General features: G+C 32.2%; 21 protein-coding genes and 3 pseudogenes. 13 read left to right on the top strand and 11 right to left on the bottom strand.

The features are described from left to right. Window positions 1–643: 643 nt before the first annotated feature. The 6 genes from A3EM_RS0133275 to A3EM_RS46560 all read right to left on the bottom strand — a co-directional run bounded on the left by A3EM_RS0133275 (window position 644) and on the right by A3EM_RS46560 (window position 5,990). Entirely contained in the window at window positions 644–1,060 is a 417-nt protein-coding gene (locus A3EM_RS0133275; protein ID WP_020532594.1) for a response regulator, read from the bottom strand. A gap of 699 nt (window positions 1,061–1,759) precedes the next feature. Further along, window positions 1,760–2,143 carry a response regulator gene (locus A3EM_RS44430; protein ID WP_020532593.1) on the bottom strand — a complete coding sequence of 128 codons (384 nt, stop codon included), beginning with the start codon at window positions 2,141–2,143 and terminating at the stop codon, window positions 1,760–1,762. A 155-nt stretch (window positions 2,144–2,298) separates the two neighbouring features. Further along, window positions 2,299–2,772, bottom strand: coding sequence for a hypothetical protein (locus tag A3EM_RS44425; protein ID WP_245576583.1), 474 nt, complete (start codon window positions 2,770–2,772; stop codon window positions 2,299–2,301). A gap of 249 nt (window positions 2,773–3,021) precedes the next feature. After that, window positions 3,022–3,396: a hypothetical protein gene (locus A3EM_RS0133260; protein WP_020532591.1), complete on the bottom strand. Its 375-nt coding sequence runs from the start codon at window positions 3,394–3,396 to the stop codon at window positions 3,022–3,024. Between the two features lie 838 nt (window positions 3,397–4,234). Next, a complete protein-coding gene (locus A3EM_RS44420) occupies window positions 4,235–4,729 on the bottom strand; it encodes a cupin domain-containing protein (protein ID WP_020532589.1) in 495 nt (164 codons plus the stop codon). 184 nt (window positions 4,730–4,913) lie between these two features. Next, window positions 4,914–5,990, bottom strand: coding sequence for a nickel-binding protein (locus A3EM_RS46560; protein ID WP_020532588.1), 1,077 nt, complete (start codon window positions 5,988–5,990; stop codon window positions 4,914–4,916). A gap of 842 nt (window positions 5,991–6,832) precedes the next feature. Between A3EM_RS46560 and A3EM_RS0133235 the strand changes: the two genes are divergently transcribed. Further along, window positions 6,833–7,237, top strand: a complete 405-nt coding sequence (locus A3EM_RS0133235; RefSeq protein ID WP_020532587.1) for a hypothetical protein — start codon at window positions 6,833–6,835, stop codon at window positions 7,235–7,237. Window positions 7,238–8,562: 1,325 nt separating this feature from the next. Here the strand turns inward: A3EM_RS0133235 and A3EM_RS48540 are convergent. The 3 genes from A3EM_RS48540 to A3EM_RS48535 form a co-directional block, all read right to left on the bottom strand. Next, complete coding sequence (locus A3EM_RS48540) at window positions 8,563–8,730, bottom strand: KilA-N domain-containing protein (RefSeq protein WP_020532586.1); 168 nt, start codon at window positions 8,728–8,730, stop codon at window positions 8,563–8,565. Window positions 8,731–8,818: 88 nt separating this feature from the next. Beyond that, entirely contained in the window at window positions 8,819–9,226 is a 408-nt protein-coding gene (locus tag A3EM_RS0133225) for a hypothetical protein (RefSeq protein ID WP_020532585.1), read from the bottom strand. A gap of 219 nt (window positions 9,227–9,445) precedes the next feature. Continuing rightward, window positions 9,446–9,634, bottom strand: coding sequence for a KilA-N domain-containing protein (locus A3EM_RS48535; protein ID WP_083925356.1), 189 nt, complete (start codon window positions 9,632–9,634; stop codon window positions 9,446–9,448). A 543-nt stretch (window positions 9,635–10,177) separates the two neighbouring features. On the opposite strand from A3EM_RS48535, the gene A3EM_RS0133210 reads away from it, so the two are divergent. Next, entirely contained in the window at window positions 10,178–11,383 is a 1,206-nt protein-coding gene (locus A3EM_RS0133210; protein ID WP_020532582.1) for an alpha/beta hydrolase-fold protein, read from the top strand. Between the two features lie 300 nt (window positions 11,384–11,683). Here A3EM_RS0133210 and A3EM_RS0133205 read toward each other — a convergent pair. Next, window positions 11,684–11,872: pseudogene (locus A3EM_RS0133205) on the bottom strand (IS91 family transposase); the annotation flags it as partial. Between the two features lie 161 nt (window positions 11,873–12,033). On the opposite strand from A3EM_RS0133205, the gene A3EM_RS0133200 reads away from it, so the two are divergent. The 10 genes from A3EM_RS0133200 (at window position 12,034) to A3EM_RS0133150 (ending at window position 17,804) form a co-directional block, all read left to right on the top strand. Further along, window positions 12,034–12,264 (top strand): hypothetical protein, encoded by a 231-nt coding sequence (locus tag A3EM_RS0133200; protein ID WP_020532580.1) that lies wholly within the window; start codon window positions 12,034–12,036, stop codon window positions 12,262–12,264. An 83-nt stretch (window positions 12,265–12,347) separates the two neighbouring features. After that, the gene (locus tag A3EM_RS0133190) at window positions 12,348–12,689 is read left to right on the top strand and encodes a hypothetical protein (RefSeq protein ID WP_020532578.1); all 342 of its coding nucleotides are present in this window, start codon (window positions 12,348–12,350) and stop codon (window positions 12,687–12,689) included. Between the two features lie 5 nt (window positions 12,690–12,694). Further along, window positions 12,695–13,306, top strand: coding sequence for a hypothetical protein (locus A3EM_RS0133185; protein WP_020532577.1), 612 nt, complete (start codon window positions 12,695–12,697; stop codon window positions 13,304–13,306). A 19-nt stretch (window positions 13,307–13,325) separates the two neighbouring features. After that, window positions 13,326–14,585, top strand: a complete 1,260-nt coding sequence (locus A3EM_RS0133180) for a PA3715 family protein (protein ID WP_020532576.1) — start codon at window positions 13,326–13,328, stop codon at window positions 14,583–14,585. A gap of 335 nt (window positions 14,586–14,920) precedes the next feature. Beyond that, entirely contained in the window at window positions 14,921–15,232 is a 312-nt protein-coding gene (locus tag A3EM_RS0133175) for a hypothetical protein (protein ID WP_020532575.1), read from the top strand. A gap of 19 nt (window positions 15,233–15,251) precedes the next feature. After that, window positions 15,252–15,545 (top strand): DUF7677 family protein, encoded by a 294-nt coding sequence (locus tag A3EM_RS0133170; protein WP_020532574.1) that lies wholly within the window; start codon window positions 15,252–15,254, stop codon window positions 15,543–15,545. A gap of 91 nt (window positions 15,546–15,636) precedes the next feature. After that, the gene (locus A3EM_RS48530; protein ID WP_020532573.1) at window positions 15,637–15,960 is read left to right on the top strand and encodes a pentapeptide repeat-containing protein; all 324 of its coding nucleotides are present in this window, start codon (window positions 15,637–15,639) and stop codon (window positions 15,958–15,960) included. A gap of 11 nt (window positions 15,961–15,971) precedes the next feature. Further along, the gene (locus A3EM_RS0133160; protein WP_044240610.1) at window positions 15,972–16,343 is read left to right on the top strand and encodes a hypothetical protein; all 372 of its coding nucleotides are present in this window, start codon (window positions 15,972–15,974) and stop codon (window positions 16,341–16,343) included. Then, the gene (locus A3EM_RS46555) at window positions 16,340–16,846 is read left to right on the top strand and encodes a DUF6678 family protein (RefSeq protein WP_020532571.1); all 507 of its coding nucleotides are present in this window, start codon (window positions 16,340–16,342) and stop codon (window positions 16,844–16,846) included. The genes A3EM_RS0133160 and A3EM_RS46555 overlap by 4 nt, the downstream gene beginning before the upstream one ends. Before the next feature lie 10 nt (window positions 16,847–16,856). Beyond that, window positions 16,857–17,804, top strand: a complete 948-nt coding sequence (locus tag A3EM_RS0133150) for a hypothetical protein (RefSeq protein WP_157638218.1) — start codon at window positions 16,857–16,859, stop codon at window positions 17,802–17,804. A gap of 352 nt (window positions 17,805–18,156) precedes the next feature. On the opposite strand, the pseudogene A3EM_RS0133145 reads toward A3EM_RS0133150, so the two are convergent. Further along, window positions 18,157–18,327 (bottom strand): annotated as a pseudogene (locus tag A3EM_RS0133145) (IS91 family transposase); the annotation flags it as partial. Between the two features lie 179 nt (window positions 18,328–18,506). On the opposite strand from A3EM_RS0133145, the pseudogene A3EM_RS44405 reads away from it, so the two are divergent. Then, a pseudogene (locus A3EM_RS44405) lies at window positions 18,507–18,768 on the top strand (hypothetical protein); the annotation flags it as partial.

The following is an 18,768-nucleotide window of genomic DNA, read 5'->3' as shown; positions in this document are numbered from 1 at the left end:
AGAATTAAGTCCTAAAAAACCGATACCCATCAGTAGACAACACAAGGCTGAAGCAGGAGACATCCTGCCTGGATATCTATTGTTGGAAAGGGTATCTTTCAAAAACAGATTATCTAAATCAAAAGGTTTCAGGTCCAGGTACTGGATTAAACTCAGTAATCCCACAAGGATGGTAAAACTGGTNAGGCCCCAATAAAGGATAATTGAAAATTGATTTTTTTTATCAGAAATTTCAAGATTTAATGCTATAAGAAAAAGAATCAGGGCGGTATTAAATTTCATGGTGGGGTTACCAGGGATTATATTTAGTATTTCCCCGAAACCAAAGTACCAACCAAGCATTACCAAAAGACTGGTAAATAAAGAAAAATATATGGTAATTTTTTCTAACATATATCTGGACCCATAAAAAGGGTGAGGATTTATCAAAAAAAAGTTACTACTTCTTCGATAAGCAAATGGTTAATGAAGTTCAATTTGCAATCTGTTTTATTTTCCCTCTTCACTGAATGGAGCAAGGGCCAAAACAGGATTGGAATCAACCCTACCAATTGTAAATCCAATAGGCAGACCAGTCTTCGAGCATAATTTTATTATAAAGTAAAAGGACCTTTTACCATTAATTCCCACTATAATTAAAGTTTCAATTTAAACTCGGAAAATGTTTGTGCAGGATTTCTATGAGCATTTCACTGGTAAGAGGTTTGGTCCTAAAAGTATCTATTTTTTCAATTTGGTTTGCCCGAAGTTCATCTGATGGATTCAAAGATGTGGTTAGCATAACCACTATAACACCTCCTTGTTGATTGTTATTTAGATTTTGATAATGTTCCAAAAACTCCCAGCCATTCATTTTCGGCATATTAATGTCTAAAAAAATAAGATCAGGGGAAGGATGCTTCGTCTTATCTTCAGAGGTCAGATAATCCAGCGCGCCTTGGCCACTTTCTACTACAATACATTTTTCCGTACAATTCACATCATCGATGATTAATTTGTGTAGAAAATTGGTAGTTTCATCATCGTCAATTAGCAAGATACAGTTAAGTTTTTTTTCCATTGTGCATTTATTTAGGTATGGTAAAAAAAGGTACTCAATTCATTAAATATTGAATCAAACTCAATTTGCCCACCAGGTAAATCAACAATTTTGAAAATGATTAATTTAACTTTTTACCTTATTTTCAGTTGCACATTATGCAAACTATAATATATCATATTGCACTTATTACTAATATTACAAATTGTTAATCATTTATACAAATTGTCGAACATTATAGTTTCCCAATATATTGTAAAAGTATAATTGTAAGTATAAACCTTACGATAATTTCTTCAAATTAAGATTTAAATTTTAAAAAGTAAATATATTTTTACTTTTTAACCTGCCAGGTTAATATTTTGGCCTCTTTTCTTGAGCATTAAGGCAAACCCCGAATCCCCTCATTCCTCTTGTTTAATTACCTTTTTAAAAAGATTAGTTTCTTCGAAAATGCACCAAAGGATTTTAAAGAGGAAATTTCCAGAATAAGAAGGTGAATAAAAGACGAATTTGAAATTATGGAGGAAATAGTGAGAATGGATTCTTGGGATCAAAAATCATTATTGTAAGTCAGAATTCTTAGAAAGAATGGAATATAAAAATTAATACTTATTCAGAACTTGCTTTTGCGTGTGATTACAGATCTGGAAAGGGGGGAGCCCATCATGAGAAATGTAATACCTATGTGAGTTCCCCCTGTCAGTTTTCTTATGGAAATTATATAATCGATTTAATGAAATGGAAAAACTTTTCTCTGTTGATTGGTTTTACTAAAAACCCTCTTACACATTTGAACGATAGTGCTTTTTTCTCATCTCGGGGATTAATTGAAGAAGTAAGAATGATCACAATGGTATTAGGATTTTTTTTGAAATAAAGTTTTTCATATTTTTTTAAAAATTCAAAACCGCCCATTATAGGCATTTCTATATCAATTAAGATAAATTTGGGAAAAGGATTCTTTTTATCAGCTAAATATTCTAGGGCTTCAATACCATTGGATTTGTGAATATGATCTAAATCTGGAATCCAATTTTTAATTTGTTTAAAGGTAATCAGGATATCAATATCCTGATCATCTATTATGAGGTAGTGATTCATATAGTTTTAATTAAATAGGTGTAATACTAATTTTATGAAAATAATTAACAACACCAAGCGGCCCATCAAAAATTAAACCTTGATCTCTCAACCATTAGAAAGGTGCTCAGTGACAATGTTAACAATCAATAAAATCCAAAAATATATTAAAACGTCTATGATCTCAAGTCTATATCATTGCTATTTGCCAGGTACTGTTTATTAAGACTTTCATTTAAAACCCCGACAATGAAATCTGCGGTATCTTCTAATGTATATTTATTGTAAACTAATGAATTAGGAATTCTAATTGTAAAAAATCCTTTAATAAACGAAAAATAAGTCCTATTTAAATTAGATAAAGCCTGGTTTTTGCGATAATTATGGTTTTTATCCTTTACTTCAATATTAACTCTTGCATCAGGAATAACTATATCCATATTTTTATTTCCACTTAATTGTTCCATTTGAGCCGGAATTCCTCTTTCTTTTAAAGCAAAGTACAATCTAATTATTTCAAAGGTGGTCTTGTTTTCCATATCATCAATCCAATATTGATGTTCCATGCACAAAGGAATATCATATTTTTCAAGCGAAAATTTAGATAAGGTATTGCTAATACTTTTTTGGCATTCTAGGCAAAGCTTCATAAAATTTTTTGTGGGTGATTAACAATGATTAACGAACTATACCTATACGTTAGTTATTTACTTTTCGTACTAAATTCTAATTTTGAAGCCCAACAAAAAACCGATTGATATCCCTTAATTCAGATCATTTTTCAAGGTTGAATTTCGGTGTTTTCAATGGGACCACATTGTTATACCTTCAATTATTCCAACAAAATCTTTAAGTAGATTTTCAGAAAAAAAATCTAGGCGATTCATTAAACTTCCTTTCTAAACATTTAATCCCCTTATTTTTATTATGCCATCATCAAAGCTTAGGGAGACATCAAATATGAATTTACCTTTGTAGTCAATCTCGATTTGGGTTGAATAAAATTTGGATTGATGATTTTGAATAAATGATACAAGATTTTTTTTTATAAAATCATCATCAATCCAAATAGAATTAATGTTGGTAAACCTTTCTTTAAGATGTCTAGCTAAATCGTGCTGTTGTAATACAGCTTCATTTGAATTAAATTTTAATTTAAATGTCAAAATTCCATGATCCAAGTTTACATATGCTTCCTTTGCTATTATGATATCAGTATGTTTATTTTCAATTAACTCTACTGAATAACATCCTTCTTTCAATCTTATATCCATTATATTGAGTTTTTAATAACAAAGTATAATATCATTTGTATGACAAAAAATAAAAGAAGGGGCTTAGACAATTCCTAACCCCTTTCCATCGCGTGTTTTTTGGATTTTAAAGCAAGCTTTACTCCTTTTTAAGTTAATATCATTTTTTACTAAAAACAAAAAAACCACACCCAAAATGGATGTGGCCCTACAAAAAAATAGATGTAATTTGCGATTGATAAAAGTAGGGAAATAAGTGAATAACATATAGAAGTTTAAATATAGATACAATTCCAATAAATAAAAAAAGGGTTCAGAAGGAATCTGGACCCTTAAAGTTATTTTGCAAACCTTTAAATTACTTATTGTTATAAGCTAATCTTATTTTTCTTAAAAGGTAGGAATTTGAAGTTTATGAAAAGACCCACTCATAATCCCGAGACCTTTTTCGAAAGAGCTAAAATATAATTAACAATCTTTTCTAAAAGGGCAGTATAATCGAAGAAAAAAGTGCGGGCAATCTTTCTGCAAAGTTGATCAGAAAAGGATTGGCTTCAGGCACAAATCAAAAGGCAAAAAACCATATAGATAATGGGAAACCTATTGGGAGAAACTGTTTTATAAACGCATCACTCTTTTGGCTCCTTCAAGTGTCCAAAGCATTAAACCTACAAAACCATTTTTGATAAATATCAACTTCTTTTTGCAAAAAGTATGGATTTTATAATACCCTGTAGGTTTTTACATTTGACAAAAATGCGAACTTATTTTTTAATAATTGCGATGTAAATTGTTCTCGATTCGTAACCCTTTTTCTTTCCTATTCCCTAACTTTTCTATTTTAATATTAAGAGCGTTTTTACTCTTTATTTTGCATTTGAGCGATTTTATTTAGTACAAATTCATTGAGTTCTTTCATTTCCTTTTCTGGGCTAAAGTCAATTATTCTGGCATCCTCATCTATAATAAGGGTGTGCCCTGGTGGCATATAAAAAACTTCTCCTGCCTCAATGGTCACAGAGGCCTTATCTGAATCAATGACCCTTATTTTTCCCTTTTCCAAATATCCCCAATGTGGTACTTGACATAGATTTTCTTTTAATCCTTGTAGCATGGGAGTAAAATCGGTACCCGCCTTAAATTCATTTATACCAACTGTCATCCCTCCCCAGCCATTAACCATGTTGATTACGTTTCCTTTTGGAAAATTCGCTTTCGAAATATGTTTTTCCCCTTTTACTTCATTTGTGTGCAAAATTATTTTTTGAGAAGCCACCTCTTGCTTGGAAAATAGGAGAACAGTTAGGGTCATAGCAATAAAACCCAAACCCATCTTAATTTTTTTTGATCTCATTTTTCAGGAGTTTTAGTTATACCAAGTATTTGAAAACCTTCAGAATGTCATAACAACAGCAGTTACTGGTCTTCAATATTTTTTGTAGTATAAAAATAAAGGGATATTACTGGACAGGATGTAAGTTTTGTTCCAAAACCTGAAACAATTTGAACAAGGTCATATTTACACAAAACTTTCCTTTTTAGAAAGATTTAGGTTTATTGATCAAATTTGGAAGTATTTCAAACCTTTTCCGGAACATCCTGGTAAAATAAGTCGGGCTATTGAAACCTGAATCGTAAGCAATTTCTGAAACTGTCTTACCTCCTTTTTTTAATTCTTGGGCGGCATATAGCAATCGTAATTCGGATAAAAACCTATTTGGGGACATGCCTACCAAAGAAGATATTTTACGATATGCCTGAGTCTTACTCAGCCCAAGCGCTTTGCTAAGGTTGTCACCTTTAAATGCTGAATCATTTAAGTTTTTTTGAATTATTCCTACTAACTTTTCAAGTTGGTGGTAAGAATACTGATCAAGAACAGTAATGTCTGTGGCATCAAATCTGGAAAAATCTAAACTTTGGGAAGCAGAAAGTTGAGTGCCCATATCAATACAGATTCCTTGTGGGAGTCCTAGTCTGCACATTACACTTGCTTTTGCCCTGGCTTCTTCAAATAGGAAAGTACTATGTTCATCAACAGGTTTCCCGGTTGACAGGGCAATGCCAAATAGCGGTTTGGGGTCAGAGGACCTAAAGTATTCTTTTACTGCAACTGCGCAGGATAGGGCATCAAAAGCATCTATAAAGGAAATTATTAATTTTTCACTAGGGGATTTAATAATATTGCCCTTATATTTTTTAATAATTTCTGTTATTTTGATTGCCGACAAATTTTGATTCTCCTGTAAAATCAAGTATTCCACAATCATAATAGTTCGAAAACCACTATCAATTTCACCCGATAAGGTCAGTGCCAAATCCTTTTCATTTTGACCACCTTCTCCCATGTAGGGTAAAAACTCAAGTTCACGAGATACTTCAATTACATTGCATGCGCCAACACCATGGGCCTCTTTATGGCTCTCAAAGCAAGCTTCCTTATTGGGACCTTCCATTAAGCAAAAAGCTGTCTTACGATGAAGGTCCAAGTAATACTTCTTGTATATTAGTCCATGTTTATTTTGAACAGCTATATCCCTCAAATGTGCTTTATACAGATCTTCTTCAGTAATAGCATCAGAATCGATTTTATGAAAGTCCATGAATAATGGCATAATTAACTGATTTTGAATAACTTGATATTACAAGTCCAGAATTGAGAACAGGTTAGTACTAAATATACAATATTTGATAATGGTATGAAAAGTTGAGGGTCACAGAATTTAAGTCATGTTAGCATATTATAGCATTTCATTAATAAAACTAATGTTATAGAAATAATTTTTAAGAATACAACTACAACAAATGGTAAAGAAAGCCTATCTGCTAAAGTATTCATAGGTGGGTGGCTAAATGGGCCTTGAGTTAATTGCATGAAGTATATTCTAACAGAATAATTCTGATGAATTTGATGTTTTACTGGAGGCTTTGCAGAATTAGGTGATAGCTTAAATCAAAGGTAAAGCTGATGGAGTAGGGGTGCCCACCAATCCAATTCATGTCTGGTAATTGAGAACCAAAATTAATTTTAAAATGAAGAAGCAAGAAACAATTAAACTTGGTCTGGATGCCAGAAATAATCATAAGTTAGAAGCTGACCTTGCATTAAATTGAAAAATTTTTATAACCAATTTAAAATAATAAACTCAAACCATTTTCATTAATAAAATGGAAATTGAACTTTTATCAGTAGACATGTTTTACTCGGTTAGTCACCTACTGATATTAAAAGTTTTTTGAAGCTTAAACCAGTAGGTAGTTTGCCTATTGGTTTTTTTATTTTCCAATTTCTCCAAAATTTAGTCAGTTAGAAAGTAGCTATTATATTCAATTACTGAAAAATCATGAGTTGTTTATTCAGCGAATTGACCAGAAATCTAAGAGGATAATAGGAAAATAAAATGATTATTATAGATTTATATGCTGTATTATTTGTATTAAAATAAAAAGTATTAGCATGGAAATTTATAGAAGCAATTTTGTTACGAGGTCATTTTTACAGCAAAAACAATTACTAATATCAACCTGGCTTCCATTTACAAGAGATATGGAGGAAATAGACTTCAAGGATGAAATGCTTCAATTGACCCTTCACATTTCACATTATAAGGCTAATTATTTATTAACTGTAACGAACAATATGAAGTTTACCATTTCCACTGAAATACAAGATTGGATAGTAGAAATTATTCTACCAATGTTAGAAGAATCAGCCCTCAAAAAGCAAGCAATGGTAAGCCCCAAAGATTTTTTTGCTAAACTTTCACTTGAACAAACTATAGATGATGTAGAAAAGAATCAGCCTAAACATGCTACAAGAATGTTTGAAAGTTTTGAAGAAGCTATGAAATGGCTAGAATAGATAATAATACTGAAAAACACTGAGCAGATTTATTTTATCTTATATCACATCCCGCATAAAAGCTATTTAGGCCCTCCTAAATAATATTCTAAATCTGCCATTATACCTGTTACAAAAAAAGTCCAAGCCAAGGAGCCAAGACCTTAGAATTCAAATATGAATTATAATCATTTACACTGTAAGCAATAAGTTTACTATGAAGTTAATGAAAAATCCTGAGTAAATAAAGAGGAAACGTTTAACAAAAAAGAAAGCTTAAGTAAAACTTAAGCTTCTTAAAGATTGACAATTTTCAAATAACGGTGTTCACTTTATGATAGAACACAAAAACCCAACATCAAAATAAAAAATGTAAATTTTGAAACAAAGCTAAAGCCCCTCGAAACGAGCTTTTTACTTCTTGAAATTATACTTAGAAATCAAACTAAATAGCTAGAGTTTCCTTTTCAAAAGCCAAGAATGAGCGAATGGAGAAAAGGTAAGGAAGATGGTATCATGCAAAGCAGGCGATGCTTAATATTAAGAGTCTTATTTTCAGATGGTTATAGTTTATTCATGCAGCATATTTTGTAGAATCAGCTGCGACAATCGGATCTTCTTTTGGGTATGGTATTACAAATCGCTCAATTTACAAATTCAATCCGTTGATTTTTATCATTCCATTATCAAAACTTAAAGAAACATCGTTTTTTGCTATTTAAATATAGATCTAAGACTATTAGATGCCATAAAAAAGGGCTTAGACAATGCCTAGACCCTTTGATTATGCTTGGTACTTTTCGAGTGAGTTTTACTCATCTTTAAGTTAATATCTCTATTGGCCAAAAACAAAAAAAGTGGACATTTGCCCACCCCCTTTTGAGATAAATTGCTCAATTATTTTAAATTACGAAATGATGAACTATAAACGAATTAAAAAACCCTTATTGTAATGAAAATAAAAAAGGGCCTAGAAACCTTCTAGACCCATGAGAAAAATTTGTAAACGTTTAAATCACCTTTGGTAAAAGTTAAAACTTTTTTTACATAAAAACAAAAAACCACACCCAAATAGATGTGGTTCCTAATCTACAAATAGACGTTTGTTAATTACGATTGATAGGTAAAATAAATACAGAAGGGAATAACATATAGAAACGTATACATAAAACTAATTCAAAAAAAATAAAAGGCTTTAGGTATCACCTGGGCCTTAAAAATTCTGAAAACTTAAAATACAAACGTAATTCATTAGGGTTATTGCAAACAAAAAAAGACTATATCCTTATTTGGATATAGTCTATTTAACTGAAGTTAATAATGATACAATCGACAAACCATAAATACTAAAACAGATCAATAAGAATCTGATTAACATATGGTAGAACAAATATAGATAATAATATTACAAACTCAGGACTCAACCAAGCAGCGAATTTTAAGACCAGTTTTTCATGTATCCAAGTACCTTGGTTGCTACCTCCTTTTCTCACATCCGTTATGGGAATTACCATATTTATTTTTTACTGGACTGTGCTGAAAATCATTTTTAGAAACCATCAGTTACACATCTTTTTTGCCGGTCAAAAATGACCGGTATAACTAGATCCTTGGAAAGCCTAAGTTGCTATCTGGGTTATTGCAATAAAGTTCATTTCCAGTTTTACCTTTACCATTAGGCTTGTCCCTTAAATTTCCCCAGATATTAATACAAATATCTCGAGTTACCTGGTCTATTGCTTTCGCGAATTCTAAAAGCTGATCATAATCATTGTGGTAAAATGTGACAATCTGAAATCCATATTCAATATGAAGAAAATTAATCCCACATAAATATTTTCCGGTTACATTTTCATCATATAATTCTGATTTTACCAACTCTCTAATTGTGGTGAATTTCTTCTTCATGAAAATAGTAATATGCTCCAGTTTTCGATGTTTGGAAATAGCATATTCTCTACCATATTTATCTAGGTCTAAGAAGTTGTCTAGTAGTTCAAATGTTAGCATAATTTTTTTAGTTGTTAGGATAATTCAAATTTAAATCTGATTTTGAAAAAGAGGAATTTCTGTGTTTAAATTCCAGGAAATAAAAAAGGGCTCAAGCAATACCTGGACCCTTAAGGTTACATTAGCAATTTTTAAATCACTTTAGCATAAGTTAAAAATATTCTCAACCAAAAACAAAAGACTACACCCTCATTTAGATGCAGTCTTTACAACTGAAGTTTATCGATCAATTGCTTCTAAAACTAAACAGATCAGCAATAAATTGATTAATATATAGTGGCTTAAATATAGGAATAATATTACAAACTCAGGACTCAACCAAGCAGCGAATTTTAAGACCAGTTTTTCATGTATCCAAGTACTTTGATTGCTACCTCCTTTTCTCACATCCGTTATGGGAATTACCATATTGATTTTTTACTGGACTGTGCTGATAATCATTTTTAGATACCGTCAGTTACCCATCTTTTTTGCCGGTCAAAAATGACCGGTATAACAAGATCCTTGGAAAGCCTAAGTTGCTAGGCTGGTTTATTACAATAAAGTTCAGTTTCTGCGAGGGTGATTAATCTACTACTCCATCAGCAAAGTAAGTCATATATGGGATACCATCCGAGTGATCAAACAACACCTGTCCTATAAACTGTACAAATGGATGAAGGGTAATGGTCGGAAGGGGCATAGGAAGCTACGCCAGCAACCCTATGAAAATCTGGTAAAGTTTTATAGCCTACTGGATTTGGACGAATATGCGCGAATGAAGACACTCTCGAAAGCTGAATAAAGAATTCTATCGGTAAGCGGAATGCCGCCCAGCCGTATGAGGGAAAACTCCATGCACGGTTTGATGAAGACCGCCATGGAATGGGGGCGCTGATAGTTCTATTTTACTATATTTATAGAAAAATTAGAGCTATCAGGCTCTACTCCACACAAGCATTAATAAAAACCATGAAGGATAAAATATTTACATTTTTACTAATAATAGCTTCAAATCAAATATTTGCACAAACTACAATTGAACACTTGGCTATAGATTCAAAATACATTAATGAGGCCAGAACCCTTAATATTACCTTACCTAATGAATACAGAAATTCAACAAAGAAATATCCCGTAATTTTGGTTCTAGATGATGGTTTGTTATTTAATACAACAAGTGCTGTAGTCAATCAGTTGAGCAACACTTCACGGATGCCTGAATCTATAGTGGTTTCCTTGAGTTCAAGTGAAAAACATAGAAACTACTTTGCGCCTAATTTATACAATAACCATCGAGGCAGAATGTACAATTATGGTAATCATCAAGAAGAATTTGTTAATTTCTTAGAGCTTGAATTGTTGCCATTAATTGAAAAAAAATATCGAATAAATAATTTCAAAACTTTTATTGGTTTTTCACCATCATCAGTAATTGGGCTGTATACACTATTAGACAAACCCAACTTATTTCAAGCTTATATATGTTTTGCAGCTGCCAATATTATTGGAGATGGCTATAACAAAGATGAGCGACTAATTGAAGAGTTGGATACCCTATATGCCAATAGCGAAATTAGACAAAGTTATTTATATGTTGTGTCTGGGAGTAAGGATGCTGAATCTCAACCATATATATATTCGAATATTAAAGATTTTAATGATCAATTATCCAAATACAATTCTAATAGTATTTACGCAAAGGCTGAAATAATTCATGGTGAAGGACATACGGATGTAATTTTACCTGGACTAATTACTGCTTTTGAATTTATTTTCCCAAAAGAAAAATGGTATGTGGATTACCTTGATTTAATTGAAAAGGAAGGGACAGCTCAAGATAATATTTCCTCTTTTTACCAAAAACTATCTGATGAATATGGCTTTCAGATTTATCCAAATACTGACAGATTGTATAGTATGAGTTGCCTTAAGAATATAGGAAGGAGACTCCTGGGAGAAAGAAAGATAGAAGAAGCTATAGAAGTATATAACTATTGGGTTGAACTCTATCCCTCATCTCATTTATCCCACTATTACCTGGGATTAGCATACAAAGAAAATAATGAAAATAATAAAGCCATTGCTACTTTTAAAAAGGCTTACGACATTGCTCTGGCACAAAAAAATAGTGACTCGAAAACTTATAAAGAAGCTATGGAGGAATTGGCGAAATAATAACGAGAACTAATTATAAGAAATCAAATTCATGTGGTGCCGGGGGATCCCACTGAATGTTTTCTTGTGTTGAACAAACCTAATGGGGATTAGGTCCAGAAAAAACGCTGTGTAATTTCAATTAATTTCTTGCTTGTAGAAGTGCTTTTCTGGTGGGGGTGATTTTGTTTGAAGTAACGTTTTTTGTTGTTAATTTCCATTTCAGTATTCATTTTTAGGGTAATCAATAGCCCGGTTTGGCAGATTCATGCTGCCAGGGACATAGCAATCCTATCCGTTTGCTGGAAACGGTTTTTTCTTTCATTTATACACCACTTTTGCCCACTCCATCTTGATTTGAGGTGATCCTCTCAGCCTTGGGTATTCCTCCACGGTATGCATTTTCCCTCTTTTGCAAACCGGGCAAACATCCGGATTGATGCCGTTTGTAATTCTGAGGATATCCTTTACGGTAAATCCTGGTTTTGCTTCAGCTGCTTGTATGCCCAGCTGTATGAGGGAAAACTTCACGTACGGTTTGATGAATGGCCACAATGGAATTAGGGTACTGATAGTCTGAAAAGTTTCATTATATTCGTGATAAAACATAGCTATTAAGTTTTAAATAAGCATTCACAACTTTTCTCATCCAAACTTATAGCCAACCAAAAATGAAGTCAATAAACAAAATAAGTTTAAGGAAAAGCACCTATAAACACAAACTAAATCTTTGGAAAAGAGCTCATTATCATATAGGTAATTATAAATTTTCAAAATGTGTGGAGCTGGTTGTTATTTATCTCGAAAACTATAAAAATTCGCCCATTAAATTACATTTTAGAGAAGAAGACAATGTATTGATTAATTCCAGAAATGAAAAAGGCAAATGGATGGAATCCTGAATCTTCTAATCAAAGTTTTGTTGTAAACGATGCACTTAGAGCACTTGAGTTTATAGATTTTTCAAAAGAAAAAAGAACATAAAATGAAACACTTAAAACAACTACTCATTTATCTCATTTGGACAATTTTAGCCTTGCTATTGGGTATAATGTATATGCGATTTGTTTTAGGTGCTAATGATGTGCCAAAAGAAGGGGTAGGGTATTTATTCTATTTATTTTATAACTGGGGCTTAGTTAACGTTGGATTAATAGTTGGGTTGGTCATTGCTGTTCTATTCATTCTTTTTGATGTTTTTTACTTGAAAGAAAAACTGAATAAGTACAAACACAGATGGGCTATACGCTTTGTACTATTGCTTGCAATTTCCATTATAGTGGCAATCATTCATTATGTATTAGAAAAAGTAATTGATGTAATTTAAATATTATGGAAATACTCCTCATTATTTTTTTACTCTTATTAGCTGGTTTAGTTTTATTCCTGCTCTACATAATTTTAAAATGGATTGTAGCAAAAAAAGTAAGAATTATTGTCGCGGCATCATTGTTCTTAATCGCTGTAGTTGGCTTCACTATTAACTATCTATTTTTCACAAAAATGGAATTTATTCAATCTAAAGTTTATCCCAATTTATATTTGGTGAAACATCCAATAAAAGATCGAGATTCCCTAAACAGCATCATAAAAAGCAAAGTGATTGAAATAATAGACAAGAATCTGATAAACAATAAAAAAGTATATTCCGAAAACACAGCCGAAGCACCTTATGCTACATTGGCTTTTTACACGTATAGTAAGAACTCAAAACTATCTGTATTTCAAGATTACGGAACGGCTTATTTTATAGAATACGAAGAAGATTTAGGTGGTATGATTGTGGAAGATTTGAATATGTATCAAACTCAAAAATTAGCAACCTACAACATCAAGGCTTATAAAACTAATACCACTCGTTATTACAGTACGTTAACTTATTACAAAGATGCTTATCCGGTTAAAACAGATACCATTAACAACAATATCCTTATTAAAAACTAACACTACAAATTAACCCAAAATGAAATTTCTTTACTTTATATTAATCTTACTAATTTTTTGTTCTTGTAAGCAAAACATCGAAGAAAAAAAGATAGAATCTATAGAAATAGAAAGTGCTGTTGAAGCGGCAGCCGAACCATCAAAACACACTACTACAACCTTCAAAGAAGAGTTACTAAAACTGAAACTAAAAAACGTTCCTCTTATCGATAGCTCTTCGTTTGATAACCATACAGATAAAGGCGATTATCAAAAAATAAATACCGAAGCATTAAAGCTGGCTAAGGTTTATAAAAATTGGAATAACCTCAAATCTAATTACCGTATTATTGACGCATACCGATTAAAGTTATCTAAAGATTTTTATACCGTAGTGGTAACAGCATTAAAAAGCGATGAGGAATTAGAATCTAGACTTATCAACTATGATATAGAAGGCAATGTCATTGCTTCAGAAATGGTTGCCTATGACTCAAAAACGGAAGATTGGACGAAAACAAAATCAACAATAGAAACAGATCGCATTACCATCAACTATCAATATAAAGTAAGCAAAGAAACCGGTATTATTAAAATAGAACCCTACGGAAAATTTAGAATGTTAGGCCTAAGTGATATATTTTATGAATTGGTGATAGATGAATTAAACATAGATCGCTCAAAACTAATACCAAGCTTACAGGCATTTAAAATACTGCCCAACCGTCCGCACGAAGCCGTTGTGGTTATTCCCGAAATCGTAGAAGGTAGCGAAGAAGAACATTACTTTTCGCTCAATACACATATTGCCTATGTTAATATAGAAAACAAGCAGGTTTTATTTCACTATTTTGAAAGTGCCAAAACAAACGGCTGGACATCAGATGCCATAGTATTGCAAGAAATAGTAATAGACACCGCACCTTTTACCATTACAGAAAGCAAGCGAGCTTTTGGCGTTAAGACCCATTTTGTTGGTAGTTCACGCGTAAATCCTTATGAAAGTGAGCAACTTTCCTTGTTTATAGTAGCGAATAACAATGTGCAGAAAGTCCTGCATAATTTTGAAGTAAAGAAAGGAAGTGGAGAAATTAATGGAGCCTGTGATGAAACATACCTTCTCGAAGAAAAGACACTCATTATTTCCAAAGAAAAAACCAATGCGTATTTTGATATTGTTGTAAATAATAAAACAACCAATAGCATACTTTTTAAAAATGAAAATGATGATTGTGATGAGAAAGAAGATATTTCTACCAAAACATCGGTGTTAAAACTTGATGGCGCAATGTATAAATAAATGAAAATTAGCACATTAGCATCATTATTAAAAATCTGAAATTATGACTGTGTCAAACCCCAATACCTATCAACTGAAATTACAAGAAGAAATCATAAAAAAAGCCAGTTTTATGAACACACTACAAAGAAGCAACCTTTAAAGTAGAAATGTTCATCAACGAGGCACTATCAAAAGAATATTATGAAACCTATATTTATGCCTGTCCTATATCAAATATTAGCACTGAGATAAAACTATAAGGAGACGATGATTTTAATATCGATAATTTACACCCAGAAGTACTAAAACAACTGAAGCTTTATATCCCTCAATTGTACAAAAACTAACTTATTATGAACCTTCAAGAAGCTAAAAAACACATTGATAAAGAACATGAATCGGATAATGGATTAGATACCCTGTTTAGATTAAGTGCCGATGTAGAAGAAGAACGAATTGCTCAGTTTCTACAAGCATTACAATGTTTACAAGAACATTATGCTGGAAAACTGGCTATAGAAAAGAAAGTGGCATTTCAACTGTTTAGCATAAACGAAACTTTAAAAGCAAGCATGGGGCATTGGAAAGCAAGCCGACCTAAGGGCCTAGACCATGATACTTGTTGGGAAATTATTAATAGTATAAGACGTATTTTTAGCAATTAAAACAAAAAATGAAAAACATATGAAACTAAGCGAATCATTTAGCGGAGCACTGAGAAGTTTTGCCTATTTTATGGCAAGTGGCACCCATTACCAATTAAAGGGCATTGATTACCTGAAACTTTATGGCGAGGAGCCCAGCGCTATAGAACAGGCTTTTGCTATTTTTGCCAATGTAATAGAACTGGATGAAAACGGAGAGGTGCTCAACGCCAAATATGCCGAAAAACGAGCAACAGATTATATTCGTTCGTATTGCGATTCTAACTTTAAAGTAGAAACTCCTTACGAAGATTGGGAAATAGAGTTGTATTAAGCTAATACATTGAAACTAGAATGATAGGCAATTTAAACATTCAGGCTTTAATATCCCATTGTAATACATTTAGAAGAATATTAATAAGTTAATGATAACGTCAAATAAAAAGTTTAGTTCAAAAACTTTTATCAATCAGCATTATTACAGCTCTTTTGTTGAAAAATCATCATTTTCTGGAATAGAATTCAGAAATATTATTTTTGCAAAAGTAACCTTCAAACAATGTGAATTTAAGCATTGTCGGTTTAGAAATTGTCTCTTTGAAGAAGTCACATTTTTGGAATCATTTTTTTGTCAAACCAACATTAAAGATTGCAGTTTAGAACATACTGTTTTTACTGAATCTTCAGTGTGTGAAAAAAAAATAGAAGATTCTTCTGATTTTTTAAGCGTTTTGCAACAAGATATTTGAAGAATAATGTTATGAAAAACAAAACGCTACAAGATAATTTACCATTTAAAGATGAAGACGAAAGTCTTATTTTTAATCACTATTCGTTTTGTGAGTTAATTAAGCACATTATGGTAAAATATGGAAAAATCCCCTATCAAGAAGCTAACGAAAAGCTAAAGCAAAGCTTTTTAATAAATACTCCAAACACTTTTGAAGATGTGTATCAACTAACCCATGAGTTAGAATACCATTGGGCAATGTTGTTGCTTCATGGAAACATGTATTGGACCAAAGGAATACCAAGTGATTTTAACGGTTTTAAGGATGAATATATAAAATGGGAGAAAGAAATTATAAAAAAATATAACCTTAAAAAGACTTGTGAATACTCCTCTTTATGAAGAATAAGGAAAAACACAATATTTATGCATCTGTAGATTCGCTTGGCTTAACATTATTTGAAAAGTACAAATACCTTACAGAAAAAGATGAAGATATTGTAAAACTGAAACAAAAAGTAAGCAAAATTATTAAAAGCCGAAACCTATCGTCTATAATGAACGATACCAAGTGGCTCGAACTACAGCAAAACATAGACTCATTGCCATTTCCTCCAGCTTATAACGAAAAATTAATCTTAAAGGACAAAGCTGTATTCACGTTTAAAGACTTTAAAGACCCACCTAAATATCAAGGAGATTGGTCTAGTTTTTGGCAAGAAGGCTTGCCTATATTTTTTACTATTGAATGGCTAGAAATAAGAGCAACTCAACAAATACACCAAGGACGCTTAGTACCACCAAAAATTATTGATGCCACCAAAGCATTGGTTCAGTTGTTAAATAAATTAAACATTCCTTTTGAGCAAGAAAGTGATATTATCACTATATATGGATATAAATAATACTTTAACTATGAATGGAGTAGAAGACGTAAAGCGTAGTAAATTTTATACCGAACTTAATGCCTTATTACGAGCAGAACTGCCAAAAGTGAAAGAAGATATTAGCCCTTCATTCAAAAAAATATTAAAAGAAAAGAAGTTTCAACATCCATTGCCCATTGTCCATCAATTTGAATATGCCGCTTGGGGGCGTAATAGCCAATGGCGATTAGAATTAGATTTTGATGATTATCAGTGGTCTTACAAAACGGTTAAACCTCACTTTCTAACAGCTTTAATGAGTATGGATATTGGGGACGATGTAATTTCTTTTAAGCACCAACTCTGTAGCTCTTTTAACGATGAATTACAGCCCCAACAAGTAGAAAAAATAGAGCTTTCAAGATTAAACGATATAGAATTTGTCGCATTAAAAATGAAAGCTATAAAACAATTTTTAAACCTATTGCCCGAACGCTTTTTAGCAGAAGTTGAAGACATAGATTTTAATGATTTAGAATATACAATGCATCCCAAAATACAAGAAAAATGGCAACAAGGCTATCTTCCTGGGTATGATTGCATCATTATGGGTGAAGGCGAAATCATAATGGGAAACACATACAGCGTTTATGATTCAAAAACTAAAAAAACAAAACAATATTGGTCACCATTATGTGATACAACGATTGAAAGTTTAGAAAAATACGATGATGATATTTGGACAGAAGTCGATATTGTTATAGGTGCTTTTATACACAAAAATCAAAAATTCGTGTTTGGTAGTGGGGCCATGGGCAACGAAGGGTTTATAGCATCTATCTCTCCTGACAATATTTTAGATTGGGCAATCTTTTTCACCTTTTCAAATCCTATATACAAAGCCGAAGTAAAAAGTGAACATCTAATTTGTTATGGCGATACAGGGATAAGTATTGACATTGATTTGAAAAAAATATCCAAAATTCAAATTATATAAACAACCAAAAAGTGAAAGAACTACAGATTTCGAAAAAATATATTAATTAAAACTTTTGCTAATAATAAGGGACCAAATTCATGTGGGTGGGTCCGGGGGATCCCACTGAATTTTTTCTAGTGTTGGACAAACCTAATGGGGGTTAGGTCCGGAAAAAGCGCTGTGTAATTTCAATATTTTTCTTGCTTGTAGAGTGCTTTTCTGGTGGGGGTAATTTTGTTTAGAGTAACGTTTTTTGTGGTTAATTTCCATTTCAGTATTTATTTTTACGGTAATCAATAGCCCGGTTCTGCAGATTCATATTGCCAGGGGCATAGCAATCCCATCCGTTTGCTGGAAACGGTTTTTTCTTTCATTTATACACCACTTTTGCCCACTCCATCTTGATTTGAGGTGATCCTCTCAGCCTTGGGTATTCCTCCACGGTATGCATTTTCCCCCTTTTGCAAACCGGGCAAACATCCGGATCAATACCTTTTGTAATTCTCAAGATATCCTTTACAGTAAACACTGGTTTTTCCCTGCTTTTGGCATGTCCAGCCGTATGAGGGAAAACTTCACGTCCGGTTTGATGAATGGCCACAATGGAATTAGGGCACTGATAGTCTGAAAAGTTTCATTATATTCGTGATAAAACTTGAGGGCTGTTAGGCTCTACTCTACACGGTATTAAAAGCAAACTGAACATTGGAAAAATACATAATGAAATTCTCGATACTGGTATTTATACTCTTCTTAAGTACCTGTAAGACTGATAAATCGAACATAAATGAGAATGATTCTTCAACCGATGAAAGCCTTTATCTGGGTCAAAAACCCCCTGGTTTAATTCCAGAAGTTTTCGCTCCTGATATAGTGTCAATCAATGGAAGGTTTGAAAGCTCTATTTCCTTTTCTCCGGATTTAAAAGAGGTATACTTTGAAGCTAAACCTGAAGGCGAAGCCTCTCAAATCTATTTCTCTA

The organism is Flexithrix dorotheae DSM 6795, assembly GCF_000379765.1.
GTDB classification, from domain to species: domain Bacteria; phylum Bacteroidota; class Bacteroidia; order Cytophagales; family Flammeovirgaceae; genus Flexithrix; species Flexithrix dorotheae.
This window is presented reverse-complemented; position numbering and strand designations above follow the sequence as displayed.